15 protein-coding genes are annotated in these 17118 nt (G+C 66.7%); 8 read left to right on the plus strand and 7 right to left on the minus strand.

The window, feature by feature from the left end:
- Positions 1 to 10: 10 nt before the first annotated feature.
- Positions 11 to 997, minus strand: coding sequence for a Bug family tripartite tricarboxylate transporter substrate binding protein (locus tag AC07OD_RS19810; RefSeq protein ID WP_494597848.1), 987 nt, complete (start codon positions 995 to 997; stop codon positions 11 to 13).
- Between the two features lie 37 nt (positions 998 to 1034).
- Positions 1035 to 1538 carry a 2,4'-dihydroxyacetophenone dioxygenase family protein gene (locus tag AC07OD_RS19815; RefSeq protein WP_218297358.1) on the minus strand — a complete coding sequence of 168 codons (504 nt, stop codon included), beginning with the start codon at positions 1536 to 1538 and terminating at the stop codon, positions 1035 to 1037.
- A 101-nt stretch (positions 1539 to 1639) separates the two neighbouring features.
- On the opposite strand from AC07OD_RS19815, the gene AC07OD_RS19820 reads away from it, so the two are divergent.
- Positions 1640 to 2644 (plus strand): LacI family DNA-binding transcriptional regulator, encoded by a 1005-nt coding sequence (locus AC07OD_RS19820; protein WP_218297357.1) that lies wholly within the window; start codon positions 1640 to 1642, stop codon positions 2642 to 2644.
- Between the two features lie 30 nt (positions 2645 to 2674).
- Here the strand turns inward: AC07OD_RS19820 and AC07OD_RS19825 are convergent, their stop codons facing one another.
- Positions 2675 to 3118, minus strand: coding sequence for an ester cyclase (locus tag AC07OD_RS19825; protein WP_218297356.1), 444 nt, complete (start codon positions 3116 to 3118; stop codon positions 2675 to 2677).
- A 234-nt stretch (positions 3119 to 3352) separates the two neighbouring features.
- On the opposite strand from AC07OD_RS19825, the gene AC07OD_RS19830 reads away from it, so the two are divergent.
- Entirely contained in the window at positions 3353 to 4147 is a 795-nt protein-coding gene (locus tag AC07OD_RS19830) for an SDR family NAD(P)-dependent oxidoreductase (RefSeq protein WP_494597849.1), read from the plus strand.
- Positions 4148 to 4285: 138 nt separating this feature from the next.
- The gene (locus tag AC07OD_RS19835) at positions 4286 to 5344 is read left to right on the plus strand and encodes a DMT family transporter (protein WP_494597850.1); all 1059 of its coding nucleotides are present in this window, start codon (positions 4286 to 4288) and stop codon (positions 5342 to 5344) included.
- A gap of 136 nt (positions 5345 to 5480) precedes the next feature.
- Here the strand turns inward: AC07OD_RS19835 and AC07OD_RS19840 are convergent, their stop codons facing one another.
- The 3 genes from AC07OD_RS19840 to AC07OD_RS19850 are packed head-to-tail and all read right to left on the minus strand — an operon-like array spanning position 5481 to position 8270.
- Positions 5481 to 6200, minus strand: a complete 720-nt coding sequence (locus tag AC07OD_RS19840) for a glutamine amidotransferase (protein WP_494597851.1) — start codon at positions 6198 to 6200, stop codon at positions 5481 to 5483.
- A complete protein-coding gene (locus tag AC07OD_RS19845) occupies positions 6197 to 7012 on the minus strand; it encodes a YggS family pyridoxal phosphate-dependent enzyme (RefSeq protein WP_218341345.1) in 816 nt (271 codons plus the stop codon). The genes AC07OD_RS19840 and AC07OD_RS19845 overlap by 4 nt, the downstream gene beginning before the upstream one ends.
- Positions 7005 to 8270: a benzoate/H(+) symporter BenE family transporter gene (locus AC07OD_RS19850; protein WP_494597852.1), complete on the minus strand. Its 1266-nt coding sequence runs from the start codon at positions 8268 to 8270 to the stop codon at positions 7005 to 7007. The genes AC07OD_RS19845 and AC07OD_RS19850 overlap by 8 nt, the downstream gene beginning before the upstream one ends.
- 110 nt (positions 8271 to 8380) lie before the next feature.
- On the opposite strand from AC07OD_RS19850, the gene pdxR reads away from it, so the two are divergent.
- Entirely contained in the window at positions 8381 to 9865 is a 1485-nt protein-coding gene (gene pdxR, locus AC07OD_RS19855) for a MocR-like pyridoxine biosynthesis transcription factor PdxR (RefSeq protein ID WP_494597853.1), read from the plus strand.
- A 155-nt stretch (positions 9866 to 10020) separates the two neighbouring features.
- On the opposite strand, the gene AC07OD_RS19860 is transcribed toward pdxR, so the two are convergent.
- Positions 10021 to 10230 (minus strand): hypothetical protein, encoded by a 210-nt coding sequence (locus AC07OD_RS19860; protein ID WP_369641194.1) that lies wholly within the window; start codon positions 10228 to 10230, stop codon positions 10021 to 10023.
- A gap of 494 nt (positions 10231 to 10724) precedes the next feature.
- On the opposite strand from AC07OD_RS19860, the gene pgaA reads away from it, so the two are divergent.
- Genes pgaA through pgaD form a run of 4 tightly spaced genes read left to right on the plus strand, consistent with a single transcriptional unit; the run spans position 10725 to position 17107 of the window.
- Positions 10725 to 13166 (plus strand): poly-beta-1,6 N-acetyl-D-glucosamine export porin PgaA, encoded by a 2442-nt coding sequence (pgaA, locus tag AC07OD_RS19865; protein WP_218341348.1) that lies wholly within the window; start codon positions 10725 to 10727, stop codon positions 13164 to 13166.
- On the plus strand, positions 13166 to 15262 hold the full coding sequence (gene pgaB, locus AC07OD_RS19870; protein ID WP_218341349.1) for a poly-beta-1,6-N-acetyl-D-glucosamine N-deacetylase PgaB: 2097 nt from the start codon (positions 13166 to 13168) through the stop codon (positions 15260 to 15262). Before pgaA ends, pgaB begins: the two co-directional genes overlap by 1 nt.
- Complete coding sequence (gene pgaC / locus AC07OD_RS19875; RefSeq protein WP_218341350.1) at positions 15259 to 16536, plus strand: poly-beta-1,6-N-acetyl-D-glucosamine synthase; 1278 nt, start codon at positions 15259 to 15261, stop codon at positions 16534 to 16536. Before pgaB ends, pgaC begins: the two co-directional genes overlap by 4 nt.
- Positions 16526 to 17107 carry a poly-beta-1,6-N-acetyl-D-glucosamine biosynthesis protein PgaD gene (gene pgaD, locus AC07OD_RS19880; RefSeq protein ID WP_494597854.1) on the plus strand — a complete coding sequence of 194 codons (582 nt, stop codon included), beginning with the start codon at positions 16526 to 16528 and terminating at the stop codon, positions 17105 to 17107. The genes pgaC and pgaD overlap by 11 nt, the downstream gene beginning before the upstream one ends.
- Positions 17108 to 17118 lie beyond the last annotated feature (11 nt).

Raw genomic sequence — 17118 nt, forward strand, 5'->3', positions numbered from 1 at the left:
ATGCGGGCACCTAGCCAATGTTCTGGCGCGTCACACCCGCTTCACGGGCAATCCGGGCCCACTGGGCGAACTCGTGGGAGATGACCTTCTTGAAGTCCTCTGGCCCGACGAATTCGGCGATGGCACCGAGCTCTTCGATGCGGCTCTTCACGGCCGCAAGGGCCATCGCCTTGCGCACCTCGTCGGCGATGGTGTGCACGGCATCGGCGGGGGTTCCGGGCGGCGCCATGATGCCCACCCAGAACTCCTTGGTCTCGTTGATGACCAGTCCTGCCTCGTCCATCGTGGGGACATCGCGCATCGCCGGCGATCGGTTCGTGGACATGACCGCCAGCGGCTTCAGGTGTGCGCGTGCCGATGAAATCAGCGGAATGGCGCCCATCATGGCATCCACCTGGCCAGCCATCAGCGCCTGAATAGCCGGAGCGCTGCCGGTAAACGGCACGTGCAGCATCTCCCTGGTGCCGGCGGCGCGGCCGAAGAGCATCATGGCGGCCTGGCCGGTGGTGCCCACGCCCCAGGTCGAGAAGCTCACCTGCTGGCGCTTGGCGAGCGCGATGAATTCGCCAACGTCCTTCACGTCCAGGTCCTTGCGCACGGCCAGCGCGAACGGCACGAAGCACAGCACGGCCACGGGGACGTGGCCTTCGGGGCGGAAGTTCGGATTGTTGAAGAAGTGCGGGTAGATGGTATGGGTGTCGCTGCTGGCGGCCAGCAGGTAGTGGCCGTCTCCTGGTGACTTGCTCAGAATGCCCGATGCCAAGGTTCCTGAGGCGCCAGGCTTGTTGTCCACCACGATGGGTTGGCCCAGGGCATTGCCGATGGCGTTGGAGATCAGTCGGGCAAAGATGTCGGAGTTGCCCCCCGCCTGGCCAGGAACAATCAATTGAATCGGCTTTTTCGCCGTCCATTTGGCTTGCGCCCATGACAGGGCAGGAGCAAACACCGAGGCGGCGACCGCCGCAGTGGTTTTCAGAACGTTTCTGCGCGACTTCATATCATGTCTCCTTTTGCGGTTGAAAATCAGGCCGGGATTATCTGTTTTTGTATCCGGCAGCCCTGGGTGAGATATATGCGGGTATGGAATGCCCTTGTGTCCTTGCATAATTCAATATCCCGTCTTCGATGGCCCCTGCATCGCGGACATTCATGAAGGCCTCGCCATCGAAATTCACATTGGCTCCGTGAACGACCATGAATCCTTCCGCCGGCTCCGGTGCGTCGTCAGGCACGCAAAAAGTGTGGATGGAGCCCGCCGGCTCATAGAGGTAGCTCCCGGCGGTCTGCGGGTTTTGGGGGTACTCGACGTAGTTCCATTGCCCCTTGGTGGTGAAAAAGTGCACCGTACCCGTGTGGAAGTGCTTTGGAAGCCTGGTGCCAGGGGCGAATTTCCCATAAAGCACCCATATTCCATTTTCCCGGTCGAGAAAGAGCGGAATGATTTCCGAGCCCGGTGCTCCGCCCGGGAAATAGTCCATGTTCCTGATATTGACCGTGAGCAGCTCATCTTGTGGGGTCAGCGAGGTGGGGGTTGCCATGGGGTATCCTGTCCGCGTTAATATGAAGAAACGTTTCCGCAAAAACTAAAAATAGGCGTAAAATTGCGGCGATTGAATGATTTGAACGGACGGCGGATTCGATGGCAGCAGTTAGCATTCACGATGTGGCTCGCGTGGCGGGCGTTTCGATCAGCACCGCATCTCGGGCCATGAACCGGGCGGGCCGTGTCAGTGAAGACACGGTGAAAAAGGTTCAGGAGGTTGCGGCGCGCCTGGGTTACCAGCCCAATGCGATTGCGCGGGCCATGCGTTCCAAGCAGAGCCATGCGGTGGGCGTTATCGTGAGCGACATCTCCAATCCGTTCTACGGCCGCCTGGTCAAGACACTCGAGCGCAGCCTGTCCGAAAGTGGCTACGCCTGCTTTGTCGCCAGTTCCAACAACGACATCTCGACCGAAGTCAACCTCGTGCGCCTGTTCAAGAGCCGAGAGGTCGACGGCATCATTCTTGGCCCGTGCCAAACCGACTCCATCGCGCACCTGGTGTCTGAAATCAAAGGCACGCCAACAATTCTGTTCGACCGCGATGGAGGAAACGCACTGAGTTCGGTGAAGGTCGACCACTACCAGGGCACGTGCTCCGCGATGCGCTATCTGATTGCCAGGGGCCACCGGCGCATCGCCCTTCTGACACCGGGCAGCCAGATCCAGCCCATCAAGGACCGGATCCGGGCCTATCAGGACTGCCTCGTGGAAGCGTCCATAGGCTTCGACCCCAGCTTGATTTGCCTGGCGGATTCGTCGATGAACTTTCCTCCCGAGCGGGCCCAGATGCTCCTGAACATGCCGGGAGAGCGGCCCACGGCCTTCCTGTGCCTGGGCACGAAGATTCTGGCGGGCGTCCTGGCCGCGATACGCAGCGCTCGGCGGGCCATCCCGAAAGACGTGAGCGTGATATCCATCGGCGACTCGGACTTCTCGGAACTGCACAGCCCGTCCATCACCTCGCTGGCCTGGGACATCAAGGCGTTGTCGGGCGACATCTCCTCGCTGCTGCTCTCCCAGATGCGAGACGAATCCACAGGCCCCCGTTCGGCCGTTGTGGAGATGCGGCTCATCGAGCGGGAGTCGTGCGCGACCATCTAGCGCGCCGGCCTGAAGGGGTGGGTGTTGCACCTACAGGAGCCCGAGTTGCTGAAGCTTGAGGTCCGGCGAGGTGTAGGGGCGCTCGCAGATGATTTTCGCCGAGCCCGGCTTGAACAGGAACGTGGCCGCCATGCGCACCTTGAAGCTCTTGCCGGTCGGCGCAAACGTCCTGTCGCGCACGCGGAACTCGCCCAGGTGAGTTCCGAAAAGGAAGAACTCCACCAGCACGGTGTTCTGTGCATCGTCGGCGGCGATGGCGATGACTTCGTTGGCTTGGTCCGGGAAGGCCTGGCGCGAAGCGTGGAAGTAGGCGCGAACCTGCTCTTCGCCGTCGTAGACAGCGCCATTGCCATACATCTCATACCGCGGGTGCTCGAAGGTGTCGATGACACCGTCCCAGTCCTGGGTGCACTCCAGCGCCATGTGGTCTCGCACGGTCTGGATGCGCGCCTGGCGCAACTCTTCGTTGGTCATGGGTCCTTTTCCTTGTTGTGGAAACGTTTGCGCTATTTTGCGCAGATTCTGCCAAAGGGTTGACCGGGGTTTACCCTGCCATGTCGACAGGTGTTGATTTCTGAAATTCCCCTAAGGCAATAGGCCCGTTGCACAAATTCACCCAGCGAGCCGCGAGACCGTGGGGTTATCCCCATCCGCTCCATGACGAGGTTGGCATAGCATGAGAGGAAACGTTTCCTCAAAGGATGGGCTATGAAACTGAAAGACAAGGTGGTGCTCGTCACGGGTGCCGGTACCCTGCGCAAGGACTTCACGGACGCAGGGCAGGTGGGCAATGGGACCGCGTGTGCGCTCACCTTCGCGCGGGAAGGCGCGATCGTGGTTTGTGCAGACCGCTCGCTGGACGCCGCCGGGCTCGCTGCAAAGATGATTCACGGGGAATCCGGCCGCGCCCAGGCCGTGCAGATGGATGTCACCGACACGGCGCAAGTGAACGATGTCGTGCGCCAGCTTCTGTCGCAGCACGGGCGCATCGACGTGTTGCACAACAACGTGGGCATTGAAATGCAGGGCGACCTCCTGGATGTGAAGGATGAGGACTGGGACCGGGTCATGGAGATCAACCTTCGCGGAGCGATGGCCACGTCACGTGCTGTGGTGCCCGGGATGCGCGCCCGCAAGTCGGGCTCCATCATCAATGTCTCGTCCACGGCAAGCCTGAAGTGGAGCCCCATGCAGTTTCTGTCGTACAGCACGTCCAAAGCCGGCCTGAACCACATGACCCGTGTCATTGCCCGGCAATATGCCGCGGACCAGGTGCGTTGCAACTGCATCATCCCCGGCATGATCCGCACCCCCCATGCCGACGCTCTGTACGGCGGCGCGGAAGAGGCTGCAGCCGGCCACCGGGCCCGTGATGCGCGATGCCCGATGGGGCGCCAGGGTTCGCCCTGGGACATCGCCAAGGCCGCGCTGTTTCTTGCCTCGGACGATTCGTCCTACATCACCGGGGTCCAGTTGGTCGTCGATGGGGGCTCGAGCTTGTAGCCACACATGGCAGGCAAGGGCCAGCGCTGCGGGTGCGAACAGCGCCCTGGCCGGAGCCTTTTTTGGAGGCGGGAAAGAAAGAAGAATGCCAGCAGGGCGGGGGCGCCGATCGGGCCGATGGGCAAGAATGGAGCGCTGATGAAAGATCCGACCCACACCCTTCCCGCCCTGCGGGGCGGCCTGCTTGCGTTGCTGGCGGCCGTCCTGTTTGGCATCAGCACGCCGCTGGTGCAGAAACTCGGCCTGGGCGTTGGCCCGTTCACCACGGCGGCGCTGCTCTATGCAGGCGCTGCCTTCATCGGCGCACTGCTGCGCCAGCCCGCCGAGCGGGAGGCGCGCCTGCGGCGTTCAGACTTTCCGCGCCTGCTGGCGATGGCCTTGCTGGGCGCCAGCATCGGCCCCGTGGCCCTGGCCTGGGGTCTGCAGCGCACGAGCGGCACCGGCGCGTCGCTGATGCTGACCCTGGAGGCGCTGTTCACGGCCTTGCTGGCCTGGCGCCTCTACGGCGAAACCATGGACCGCAGAGTGGGACTGGCCGTGGCACTGCTGCTGGCCGGCGGGATCGCCCTCGTGCTGGACCAGGGGCAGAGCGGAAACAGCAGCCAGTTCTGGGGACTGATGGCCGTTGTGGGCGCCACGGCAGCCTGGGGCCTGGACAACACGCTGTCACGTGCGCTGGCGGAGCGTGACCCGGGGCAGGTCGTGGTGGCGAAGGCCGTGCTGGGCGTCACCGCCACGCTGGCGCTGGCCTGGCTGACGGACGAGCCCGCTCCCGCGGCGGGGCCCGCCCTGGGGCTTCTGGCCGTGGGTGCGAGCGGCTATGGCCTGAGCCTGCGTTTCTACCTGCTTGCACAGCGCGCGTTCGGGGCGGCACGCACGGGATCGGTATTTGCCTTTGCCCCGTTCATGGGCGCGGCGCTGGCGCTCATGCTGGGGGATCGCCCCGGGGGGTGGGGCATGCTGCCGGGGGGCGTGCTGATGCTGCTGGGGGTGGCCGTTCATTTGATGGAGTCGCATCACCACGAGCATGCGCACGAGTTCCTGGAACATGAGCACGCCCACACCCATGACGACGGTCACCATGGGCACGCCCATGAGCCCATGCCCGCGGGGCCGCACAGCCATGTGCACGTCCACGGTCCGGTGCGGCACCGCCACGCCCACGTGCCGGATGCCCATCATTCGCACAGGCACTGAGGGGCCGCAGCCCTCAGCGCATGCGACGGCGGCGTGCGTCCCGGGCCAGAAATGGGGCTATCCATTTCTGGCCCGGGGTCGGTCCAGGCCGGGCCGGTTCATGGCGGTCGAGATGCCGTGGAATGCCGGGTTTTTCTCACGGAGTCTCCTCCTGAAGGCCTGCCTCGATCCCGTCCAGCCAGGCGGTGAAAGCCGCCCGTGCCGCCAGCGGCAAACCGGGTTGCAAGGCTTGCGCTTCGGCGCGCAATGCGCGCGGATCGATGCCCGCCTGCGCGAGTTCGCAGGCATGGCCGACCAGCCATCGCTCGATCTGGCGGGGGTCGGCTTCCAGATGGCATTGCAGCGCCAGCACGTGGCGTCCCATGCGGAAGGCCTGGTTGGCGCAGGTGGGTGTACCTGCCAGTCGCGTTGCCCCCTCGGGAATGTCGAAGCGGTCGCCATGCCAGTGCAGCACGGGCATGTGGGCCAGCGCCGCCAGCGGCGATGCCTCGCCTTCCGGGGTCAGCACCAGGGGCGCAAAGCCGATTTCCTTGATGCCCATGCTGGCAACACCCGCACCCAGCGCGCGGGCAATCAGCTGCGCGCCCAGGCAGATGCCCAGCAGCGGTCGCCGGCTTTGCAGCCTCTGACGTATCACCGCCAGCTCGTCGTGGATGAAGGGGTAGATGTGGTCATCGAAAGCGCCGATGGGGCCGCCCAGCACCACCAGCAGATCCGCCGCGGTCGTGTCCACGGCGTGCAGATCATCCGTGGTGGCGTCCAGATAGCGCACGGCATAGCCACGCGCCGCCAGCAGCGGCTCGAGCGTGCCCAGGTCTTCAAAATGCAGATGGCGCAGGGCGATGGCGGTTTTCATGGACGTGGCTCCTGGGTGCTGGGCTCGCCGGGCCAGTAGTGGCTGTCGGGCAGGGGGCGGGCGCCAAAGATGGCCTGGCCGACACGCACCACCGTGGCGCCTTCCTCGATGGCGATCTCGAAATCGCCGGACATGCCCATGGACAGTTCCTCCAGGGCGATGTGGGCGGGCGCACTCTGGCGCAAGCGGTCGCGCAAAGTGCGCAGCAGAATGAAGCACTGCCGCACCCGCTCCGCCTCTGGCGAAAACAGCGCGAGCGTCATCAGCCCGCGCACGCGCAGCGCGGGGAAAGCGGGCAGCGCGCGCAGGAACGCCGGAACGTCCTCGGGCGACAGGCCGTACTTACTGGCCTCGCCCGAGGTGTTGACCTGCACGAGCACATCCAGCGCGCGGCCCTCGGCCTGCAGGCGGCGCTCCAGCGCCTCGGCCACGCGCAGACTGTCCAGTGCCTGGAACTCGCTGGCGAAGCGTGCCACCAGCCTGGTCTTGTTCGTCTGCAGATGGCCGATGACCGACCAGCGCAGATCGGCCAGGTCCTGCATGGCTTCCCATTTGCCGAAGGCTTCCTGCACCTTGTTTTCACCCAGCAGGCGGCAACCCGCCGCGTAGGCCAGGCGCAGGCTGGACTCGGGCTTGGTCTTGCTCACCGGCAGCAGGCGCACCCCGGCCGGGTCGCGCCCCGCGCGGCGGCAGGCGGCATCCATGCGGGCGCGCACCGCCGCCAGGTTGTGCCGGAAGTCGTCGACGGAAGCTGCCTGCGGATAGCGGCCATGCTGGCCGTGGCGGGTCTGGGTGTCCGGTGGCTCAAGCATTGGCCTGGTTCCCTTCCCTCTTGATGATCGCGGGCTCTGCGGCCGCTGCCGCGGTGGCGGGGCGCCCGCGGCGCGGCAGTGTGCCATTGAGCACGGCGTGCGCCGCCAGGCCCACCACCAGGCCCCAGAACGCACCACCGATGCCCAGCAGCGTGATATTGGCCGCCGCGGCCAGGAAGGTGATCAGCGACGCTTCACGGGTCTTGGCATCGGCCAGTGCGGTGGCCAAACTGCCGCCGATGGTGCCCAGCAGCGCCAGGCCCGCCAGCGTGGTGATGAAGGTTGCCGGGAAAACCATGAAGACAGCCGCCAGCGTCACGCCGAACACGCCCACGAGGATGTAGCACACGCCTGCGGCGATGCCCGCGATCCAGCGCTTGGAGGGATCTTCGTGCGCCTCGCGGCCCGTGGCGATGGCTGCGGTGATGGCGGCGATGTTGAAGGCATGCGAACCGAACGGCGCCATCAGCAGCGAGCCGAGCCCGGTCAGCGCCACGATGGGATTGGCGCTGGTCCTGAACCCGTCATTGCGCAGCACCAGCATGCCGGGCATGTACTGGCCGGTCAGCGTGATGAGGAACAGGGGCAAGGCGACGCTCAGCAAGGCATTGAGCGAGAACGCCGGCATGGTGAAGACCGGGGCGGCGAGCTTCAAGCTCAGTCCCGACAGGTCCACCCGGTCCTGCATGAGCAGAAAGAGCAGGCCCAGCACCAGGATGCCCACGACGGCATAGCGTGCGCTGAAGCGCTTGAGCACCACATACGTCACGATCAGCAAGCCAGCCAGCACCGGATCGATGCCCATGCCGCCGAAAGCCTGGATGCCGAATTGCAGCAGGATGCCCGCGAGCAAGCCTGCGGCCACGCCCGAAGGAATCAGCCGGATCAAGCGCTCGAACCAGCCTGACAGCCCCAGCGCCACAAAGGCCGCGGCGGAGATCAGGTACGCGCCCACCGCTTCGGCATAGGGCGTGGTGGCCAGTGCCGTCACCAGGAACGCCGCTGCCGGCGTGGACCAGGCGGTAATGATCGGCTCGCGCGTCCGCCAGCTGAGCATGAGCCCCGTGACGCCCACGCCAATCGAAATCGACCACACCCACGATGCCGTCAGCTCCGGGCTCAGGCCTGCCACCCTGGCCGCCTGGAACACGAGAATGAAGGTACCGCCGTAGTTGACGATGACGGAAATGAGGCCCGCGACAATGGGATGGGCGAGATCGGACCAGCGGGAAGAGGAGGCGGGCGGTGGGGACGGCATGTGGGATCGGGGCTCCTGAAAGTGGCCCCATGGAGCGGGCCATGGTGCTGATTTATAGGCTTGAAATGGCATACTGCGCCCAGCCAATTTTTCGATGAGATACCGGCCAATTGTTCAAGCATGCGCAACTTGAATCCGTGAAAGCCTGGGTGCTCGATCCAGCGCATGGCGCTTTGCCCCTGCACGCGCGCATTCAGCGCGCCATCCGGCAACTCATCCTCGACGGTGCGCTGGAGGTGGGGGCGCCACTGCCTGCGTCGCGCGCACTGGCAAAGTCGCTGGGCCTGTCCCGCGACACGGTGGAGGCGGCATACAGCCAGCTGCATGCCGAGGGGTTTATCGAACGGCGCGTGGGCAGCGGCAGCTTCGTTTCGGAGAGGGCTCAGCGTTTGCGGAGGCGGGGCACGGGGCGGCGCCCTGCAGCACTGCGGGAACCTCTGCGGCTGAGCCAGCGCGGATCGGCCATGTTCCGCGGCGGTGGGGTGCGGGACTTTCTGGCTCCCCGCCCGTTCGCTCCCGGCGTGCCGGAAACGCGCGGCTTCCCGCTGGCCACCTGGGAGCGGCTGGAGCGGCAGGTGCTGAAGGACTGGGGCACCACGGCACTGCTGCACAGCCCACCGCAAGGGATGGAGCCGCTACGGCGTGCGATTGCGAACTACGTCAATCTCGAACGCGGCGCGCATGCCACGGCCGAGCGTGTGCTGGTGCTCACCAGCTCCCAGCAGGCCCTGACCCTGTGCGCTACCGTGCTGCTGGACGCTGGCGACCGCATCTTCGTTGAAGACCCCGTGTACCACGGCGCGCGCAAGGCGTTCGACGCCGCGGGGCTGGAATGTGTGCCCGTGCCGCTGGATGGGGAGGGAATGCGGGTGGAGCCTCTGCGCAAGGCGCGGCAACCGGGCAAGGCGGTGTTTCTCACGCCTTCGCATCAATTTCCGACCGGAGCCACCCTGGCGCTGGACCGGCGGCTGGACATCATCGAATGGGCCCGGCAGCACCAGGCCTGGATCATCGAGGATGACTACGACAGCGAGTTCCATTACGCGGGCAAGCCCACGGCCTGCGTGCAGGGCCTGGACCCGAACCAGCGAACGATCTACATCGGCACATTCACCAAGTCGATGTTTCCGGGCTTGCGCATTGCCTTCATGGTGCTGCCGCCCGAACTCGTGGCTCCGATGACCGCCGCACGCACCCTGCTGGATGGGCACAGCGCGCCGATTCCGCAACTGACCCTGGCGCGCTTCATGGAGGGTGGCCATTTCGGGGCGCACGTGCGGACCATGCGTGCCGTCTATTGTGAGCGGCGCGATGCCCTGGAACTGCTCGTGCGCAGGCACCTGGCGGACTTCGTCGAGCCTGAAGTGCCGGACGGCGGCATGCAAATGCCCTGCCGGTTCATTCGCGACATTCCCGAGCTGGAAGCCATGGGCGCAGCGCAGCGTGCCGGTATCGATCTGCTGGGACTTACGCCATTGCATGCAGCGGGCACGAGCCGGGCCGGATTCCTCATGGGATTTGCCGCGTATGCGCCGAAGGAACTGGAGACCGCTGTGAAGAAGCTCGCGCAGGTGTTGCGCACGCTGGATCGTTGAAGGCGGCCGCCCAGTCCGTGGCTGGGAAGGTTTCGGATCCGTCGAGGTTGCTGCCGAAGCCCCATGGCCATTCTGTGGATGCGCAGCGCGGCCATCCACCCGCAGCGACACCCCCCAGCCGCAAGGCGCCCAGCGTATGGGGGCGATCTGTCGGCTCATTGGCCGCCGGCACGGGCCGGACAAGCCCGGGGTTGTCTTTCCTTCAGGCACATGCCGCGTCCGGGGTGAACGCGGGCGCAGGGCATCACCGCGCGGCATGTGCGGATTTCCAGCCTCTCCGGTTTTTTGGGATGGATTTTCATCCAGGAATGCGGGAAAGGTGCCGCCATGGAAATGGAAATCTCTTTGAAATCAATGACTTCCAAGGACGGCGCCGTGTGGCACATGCGTTGCTAGATGGACATTCGTTGATCGGTTCATCGATTGCAGAAATGGATGCCGTGTGAACCATCTTCTTGCGTGATTTCAAGCCACCATGAACAAGGCGGCTTCGTCCAACACAGGTTCAGGAACCCCCATCTCCATGCTGTCACACCCCAAGCCGCACGCCCCTCCACCCTGCCTCCACCCGTCTTGCCAGGCAGTCATCGGCGATGACGGCGAGCGCCTGGGGTGTGCATGGGCGCCGCGCACTGCTGCCAAATTCCATCGATAGCCGGATTGCCGAGTGCCAGTCCTCCAACAAGACGGCGGATCGTTTGCCGCGGAACGGCCATCCGGGGCTGTCGGCGCAGTTCCGCTGCGGCATCGAGGGTGGTCAACGGCTTTCCCTCCCATCGCCTGCGCATTGATGCTGGGTGCCTCGGTGGCATTCGCGAACCCGGCGGACTCCGCCCCAGCTGCCACGGGCCGCAGTTCCATGGCCTATGACCCGCAGCGGCATGATGCCTTGATCCTGGCGCACCGCGGGGGGCATGTCCCCCCGGCCCAAGCGCTGCAGCAGTTGAAGGACTGGCTCGACGTGCCATTGAGCGACAGCGTGCGCCAGCGTCTGGTCTCCGACGCCGTCGTGATGGCGACCGCCGGCGGCCAGTTCGCCGAAGCCGTGACATTGGGACGCCAGCAAACCCCGGCGGGGTTGAGCGACTACGCGCTGGAGGCGCTCGCCGTGGCCGCGCGGCGCGTGCAGGACACCGCGTTGCAAGGCGACACCATCAGCATCTGGCGCGCGCGGCAGCCGCAGGCGCTCGGACCCCGCATCCACGAAGCTTTCTGGCGCCTCGACAGCGGAGATGTCGTGGGCGCGAAAACAATCAGCGAGGCGCTCATGCGGAAAGCGGCAGAGCACATCGAAGTCCGTGTCGCGCTGCTGGAGTTGCGCGCTGCCGTGGCCCGCGCCGAAGACCAGCCGCTGATCGCGATGGCCGCCTACGCCGAGGCCGGTGCGCTGCGCCCCGAGCGCCTGGACATTCGCCGCGAGGCCGACTTTCTGCTCGCCGACAACGGCGCGGCGCCTACCGCCTTCGACGACGCCGAAGCCGAAGCAGCCGCAGGGAAAAACCCCGGCGCCTTTTCCGCGCTGGCGCTGTCCATGCTGCAGCAGAAGGCACTGGCCCAGCGGCTGCGCTGGGCCCTCCAGGAGCGCGACCAACGCCGGGGCGTGGCGCGCGTGGTCGCACTCGACAAGGTGCTGGCCGGCCAGGAGGCCGCCCTGGTCCGGCTAGAAGCCGCGGCGCAGCAGGCCCACGGCGCGGACGCCGAGGCCTGGCGCGTGCTGCGCAGGAATCTTGAGTCCGATCGGCTGCTCGCGCTGGTGGAGCGTGGCCGTCCCGGGGACGCCGTCGCGCTCTACGAAACCCTGAGCTTGGCGGGCATCGACCTGCCGTTCCACGGACTTGCCGCGGCGGCCCGCGCTTTCGCGCAGGAGCGTCGTTCGGCCGAGGCCGTGCCCCTGTATGAAGCCGCCATCGCGAAGGGTGGGGCGGACGTGCCGATGCCGGGCGAAATCCACTTCGGCCTGGTCTATGCCTACCTGGACACCGGCCGCTTCGAACAGGCTGAAGCGCTGCTCAAGCGGCTCGAGGAGAGCACGCCGGCGCTCACGCGCCTGGCACCCGAACCTGGCCGGCCCAACAGCCAATACACCGAGGTGATTGGCATGCGTGCGCTGATGCAGCTCTACACCGACCGGCTCGCGCTTGCTCAGCAGAGCTTCACGGCGCTGACGCTGGACGCGCCGCTCAACGCGGGCTATGCCCTTGGCGCCAGCCTCACCGAGCGCTTGCGCGAACGCCCCGAGGCCGGGCTCGCGCGCCTTGAGGCGCAGATGGCGGACCATCCCGACGACATCGGCATGCGCGTCGGCCATGTCGAGGCGCTGCTCGGTGCGGGCTGGTTCGGCGAAGCCCGCCAGCGCGCCGCATCGCTGGTGGCCGATGTTCCCGACAGCCTGCAGGTGCGCGACATGGAACGCAAGCGCGATACCCTCACCGGTGCGCGGCTTGAGGTCGACGCCGCGGCGTCGCGTGGTGGCGCCGTGATCGCCAGCGGCGAGTGGCGCATCGACAGCCGGCTGAGTTCGGGACTCATCGCAGACCAGTGGCGCGTGTTCTACGACCAGTCGCTCGCCCAGGGCAGCACCGAGGCCGGCAACGCCAAAAGGGTCCGTGGTGGCCTCGGCCTGCGCTGGCAGCGCGGTCCCTGGGTGGCCGAAGGTGCTCTGCAGCATGCCGCTGCCGGCCCTTACCGCAACAGGATGGCCGGTCGCGTCGACTACCGCGCCAGCGATGCCTGGCGGCTGTGGGCTGCCTACGATGGCGACAGCAAGGAACTGCCCTGGAAGGCGCGGGTAGCTGGCACAGGCGCGCGCGAGATGGCGGGCGGCGTGGGCCATGTGGTGAACGAGGCGCGCCGCTTCAACCTGCAGTGGCAGCGCCTGGATTTCAGCGACGGCAATGTGCGCAGCGGCCTGGGCCTGGGCTGGACCGAGCGCTGGGTCAGCACGCCGCGCGTCCAGGCCGAGACCCGGCTCGAGGCCGGCACGGGCCGTGGCCGCGTGCTGGACACGCCGTACTTCAACCCGCCGCGCGATGCCAGCGTGCGGCTTGCGGCGCGGGCCCAATGGCTCACGTGGAAGAGCGACGACCGGCAGTTCTTCCAGGCCATCGAGGTCGGTGGAGGCAACTATCACCAGCGCGGCTTCGGCAGCGGACCGCTGTGGAGCCTGCGCTATGAACACAGCTGGAGCCTGGGCCAGCGGCTCACGCTGCGCTACGGCCTGGGCATCGCCAGCCATCCCTACGACGGCGTGCGTGAACGACAGCGCAGCGTCTTTCTGAACTTCTCGATGCCCCTGCAGTGATGTCCGCAAAGAACACCTTCCCCTTCCTGCGGGCCGCCATGGCATGGCTGCTGATCGGGCTTGCGCTGTGCGCGCTGTCCCGGCTTGCGCCCGCCCAACCGCTGCCGCCGGCCGACCCCGACGATGGCGTGAGCTTTCGCGTGATCTCGTTCCATGACGTGCGCACCGGCGTGCGCGCCAGTTTCGAGAGCTCGCCCGATGCCACCGCCATTGACGACCGCACGCTCGTGGAGGTGTTCGCCTGGCTGCAGTACAGCGGCTACCACCCGGTGAGCCTGCAGCAGATCATCGACGCGCGTGCGGGCGGCCGGCCCCTGCCCGTCCGGCCCGTGCTGTTGACCTTCGACGACGGCTACCGCAGCGCCTACACCAAGGTGTTTCCGCTGCTCAAGCGCTACGGGTACCCGGCGCTTTTCGCGCTGGTGACGAGCTGGCTCGAGGTGCCCGAAGGCCAGCCGGTGCACTGGGGCGACAAGCCGGCGCCACGCGAGAACTTCCTGCTTTGGCGCGAGGCCGCCGAAATGGCGCGCTCGGGCCTGGCCGAGTTCGCCAGCCACAGCGATGCCATGCACATGGGCATCCAGGCCAACCCGCAGGGGAACATGCTGGCGGCCGCCGCCACGCATCGCTACGATCCCGGGACCGGCCGCTACGAAGAAGATGCCGCCTACCTGCACCGCATCGAGACCGACCTGCGCCGCAGCCGGGAGATCATCGAGGCGCGCACCGGCGCCAGGGTCCGCGCCACCGTCTGGCCTTATGGCGCCTACAACGCGATGGCGCTGCGGGCCTCCGAGCGCGCGGGCATGCCAATCACCTTCACGCTGGACGATGGCCCCAATACGGCCGCCGTGCCGCTCGCACGCATCCGCCGCGCGCTGGCCGTCTACGACAATGCGGCGCCCGAATACGCCCAGCTCCTGCGCAGCCCTGCGGGCGGCGAGACGCGGCCTGTCAACCGCGTGATGCACGTGGACCTTGACTATGTGTACGACCCCGATCCGGGACAGCAGGAGCGCAACCTTTCGGCACTGATCGAGCGTGTGGCCGCCGTGCGGCCGCGCTCGGTGTTCCTGCAGGCCTACGCCGACCCCGATGGCGACGGCGTGGCCGATGCCATGTACTTCCCGAACCGCCATCTGCCCGTGCGCGCCGACCTGTTCGGCCGCGCTGCCTGGCAGCTGCGCAGCCGCGCCGGCGTGAAGGTCTATGCCTGGATGCCGGTGATGGCCTACCGTCTGCCGGCTTCGCATCCACTGTCTGCCCATACGGTGATGGCGCAGGGCGGCAAGGCGCCGGCCGACCGCTATCACCGGCTCACGCCCTTCCATCCGGCGGTGCGCACGCTGATCGGCGACATCTATGAAGACCTGGGCCGCTACACCTTCTTCGATGGCCTGCTGTTCCACGACGACGCAATGCTGGCCGACGACGAGGACGCCTCTCCCGACGCGCTGTCCGCCTACGCCCGCTGGGGCCTGCCGCCCGACGTGGGCGCCATCCAGGCCGATCCGGCGCTGCGGTCCCGCTGGACCACCGCCAAGACCCGCCACCTCATCGAGTTCACCCAGGAGCTCCTGGGCCGGGTGGGCGCCTGGCGGCCAACGCTCGAAACCGCGCGCAACCTGTACGCCCGGCCCGTGCTCGAACCCGAGGCGGAGCAATGGTTCGCGCAAAATTACGAAGCATCGCTCGCGGCCTACGACTATGTTGCGCTGATGGCCATGCCGCGCATGGAGCGCGAGAGCGATGCCCAGGGCTGGCTTGCCCGGCTGGCGCGCCGCGCAGCCGACACCCCCCGTGGTCTGGACGGCACCGTGTTCGAATTGCAGGCCCGCGACTGGCATACCGGAAAGCCCGTGCCCAACGACGAGCTCACGCGCCAGTGGGCGCAGCTGCAGCGCGCAGGCGTGCGGCACCTGGGCTACTACCCGGATGACTTTCTTGGCAACCATCCCTCGCTCGACACGGTGCGCCGCGCGATCTCGGTGCGCAAGCTGCTGCCGCGCGCGCTGCGCTCGCCGGCGGGTGCCGCGGCGACGGTCCCTCCACAGACGGCGCCTGCGGTGCCTGCGCAGGCCGGGGAATCCCGATGACCTCCGGCCCGTGGCTTGTCCAGGCGCTGCCCTCGCTGCTCTTCGGTTTCGTTTTCTACTACCCGTTCTTCATGGCATGGGTGTGGATGGCCGGCGGCCTTTCGCACGCGTGGGCGTTCGAACGCAAGGACGACGTAGAGACCGACCCTTTGCTGGCATTGCCCTCGCGGCCGTTCGTCACGGTGGTGGTCCCTTGTTTCAATGAGGCGCCTCACCTGCGAGAAGTGATCGAGCAGCTGATGCGCACGCGCTACCCGAACTATGAAGTGATCGCCGTCAATGATGGCAGCACCGATGGAACTGGCGATCTGCTCGACGCGATGACGCTGGAGTTCAGCCGCCTGCGCGTGATCCACAACGCCAGCAACCAGGGCAAGGCCGTCGGCCTCAACACCGCGAGCCAGCTCGCGCGCGGCGAGTACATTCTCGGCATCGACGGGGACGCGCTGGTGGACCCCAACGCCATCGCCTGGATGCTGCGGCGCATGCTGGTCTCGGACCGCATTGGCGCCGTCACGGGCAACCCGCGCATCCGTACGCGCACCACGCTGCTCGGGCGCATGCAGGTGGGTGAGTTCTCCTCGATCATCGGTCTCATCAAGCGCTCGCAGCAGCTTGTCGGCACGCTGTTCACGGTGTCCGGCGTGCTCGCCATGTTCCGCCGCCGCGCGGTACTCGAGGTGGGCTTCTGGAGCCCGGATGTGCTCACCGAAGACATCGACATCAGCTGGAAGTTGCAGCTCCTTGGCTGGCGGCTGCGGTTCGAGCCGCGCGCGCTGTGCTGGATTCTGATGCCGGAAACGCTGCGCGGCCTCTGGAAACAACGCCTGCGCTGGGCGGTGGGCGGTATCCAGACCATGCTGCGCATCACGCCCTCCATCCTGCGTCTGCGCAGCTGGCGCCTGTGGCTCATCTATGGCGAATACATGGCGAGCGTGGTGTGGGCCTACGCGATGGCGATCGTGCTGCTGATCAGCGCGATGCGTCCGCTGCTGCCGCAGGAATCGGTGTGGCACTCCACGCTTCTTCCGCACTGGCAAGGCACGCTGCTGGCCATGACCTGCATCCTGCAGATGCTGCTGAGCCTGTGGATCGACCGGCGCTACGACCGCGATCTCATGCGCTATTTCGCTGGAACGATTTGGTATCCGATCGCATTCTGGACCATCACGATGACCACCACCGTGGTCGCGCTTCCCAACGCTCTGATGCGCCGCCGCGGCAAGCGCGCGGTGTGGACGAGCCCCGACCGAGGAGTCTCCGATGTCTCATGAGCCCGACGACCACGCCCTGCCGCCCGCGCCGCACGCCGACGTGCGCCCACCGAGCCGGCGGCATTCCTGGGGGCAGCCAGTGGGCGAGGAGCCGATCATCGATGCCGCCCGGGTCTCGCTGCAGGCGTTCGGCGCGGGGCGGTCGCCGCGGCGCACGCTCGCCATGTACCTCTGGCTGCGCGTGCTGCGCCCTGCGCTCACCCTCGCGATCTGGTTCTGTGCGGTCTGGTACGCTTGGCCCTATGTGCTCAATGCCCGCTCGCAGCCCGAAGTGCTACATCTGCTTGGCCTGTACGCGGCAGTGATCGCCGCGATCCTTGTATCGATGCTGGTGGTGGCACCGTGGCGCCGCCGCCAGCATGAACGCGAGGCGCCATCCACCCATGAGCCATCGTCGCTGTCCGCATTGGCCTCCTACATTGACGTGCCGCCCGCCCGCCTGTCGTCCTGGCAGCGCACGCGGCAGCTGCTGGTTCACCACGACCATGAAGGGCAGCTCAGGGATGCCACCGACACCACCCCCGGGGAGCTGGAGCCCGAGCCCCCTGCATCGCGCCGGGGACGGCGCTGATGGAAGAATGG

It is taken from the genome of Acidovorax sp. GW821-FHT10E03 (assembly GCF_059415205.1).

Coding starts and splice junctions, on each gene's coding strand:
- AC07OD_RS19810 (WP_494597848.1), bottom strand. CDS start 997: ATGAAGTCGCGCAGAAACGTTCTGAAAACCACTGCGGCGGTCGCCGCC.
- AC07OD_RS19815 (WP_218297358.1), bottom strand. CDS start 1,538: ATGGCAACCCCCACCTCGCTGACCCCACAAGATGAGCTGCTCACGGTC.
- AC07OD_RS19820 (WP_218297357.1), top strand. CDS start 1,640: ATGGCAGCAGTTAGCATTCACGATGTGGCTCGCGTGGCGGGCGTTTCG.
- AC07OD_RS19825 (WP_218297356.1), bottom strand. CDS start 3,118: ATGACCAACGAAGAGTTGCGCCAGGCGCGCATCCAGACCGTGCGAGAC.
- AC07OD_RS19830 (WP_494597849.1), top strand. CDS start 3,353: ATGAAACTGAAAGACAAGGTGGTGCTCGTCACGGGTGCCGGTACCCTG.
- AC07OD_RS19835 (WP_494597850.1), top strand. CDS start 4,286: ATGAAAGATCCGACCCACACCCTTCCCGCCCTGCGGGGCGGCCTGCTT.
- AC07OD_RS19840 (WP_494597851.1), bottom strand. CDS start 6,200: ATGAAAACCGCCATCGCCCTGCGCCATCTGCATTTTGAAGACCTGGGC.
- AC07OD_RS19845 (WP_218341345.1), bottom strand. CDS start 7,012: ATGCTTGAGCCACCGGACACCCAGACCCGCCACGGCCAGCATGGCCGC.
- AC07OD_RS19850 (WP_494597852.1), bottom strand. CDS start 8,270: ATGCCGTCCCCACCGCCCGCCTCCTCTTCCCGCTGGTCCGATCTCGCC.
- pgaA (WP_218341348.1), top strand. CDS start 10,725: ATGGCCTATGACCCGCAGCGGCATGATGCCTTGATCCTGGCGCACCGC.
- pgaB (WP_218341349.1), top strand. CDS start 13,166: ATGTCCGCAAAGAACACCTTCCCCTTCCTGCGGGCCGCCATGGCATGG.
- pgaC (WP_218341350.1), top strand. CDS start 15,259: ATGACCTCCGGCCCGTGGCTTGTCCAGGCGCTGCCCTCGCTGCTCTTC.
- pgaD (WP_494597854.1), top strand. CDS start 16,526: ATGTCTCATGAGCCCGACGACCACGCCCTGCCGCCCGCGCCGCACGCC.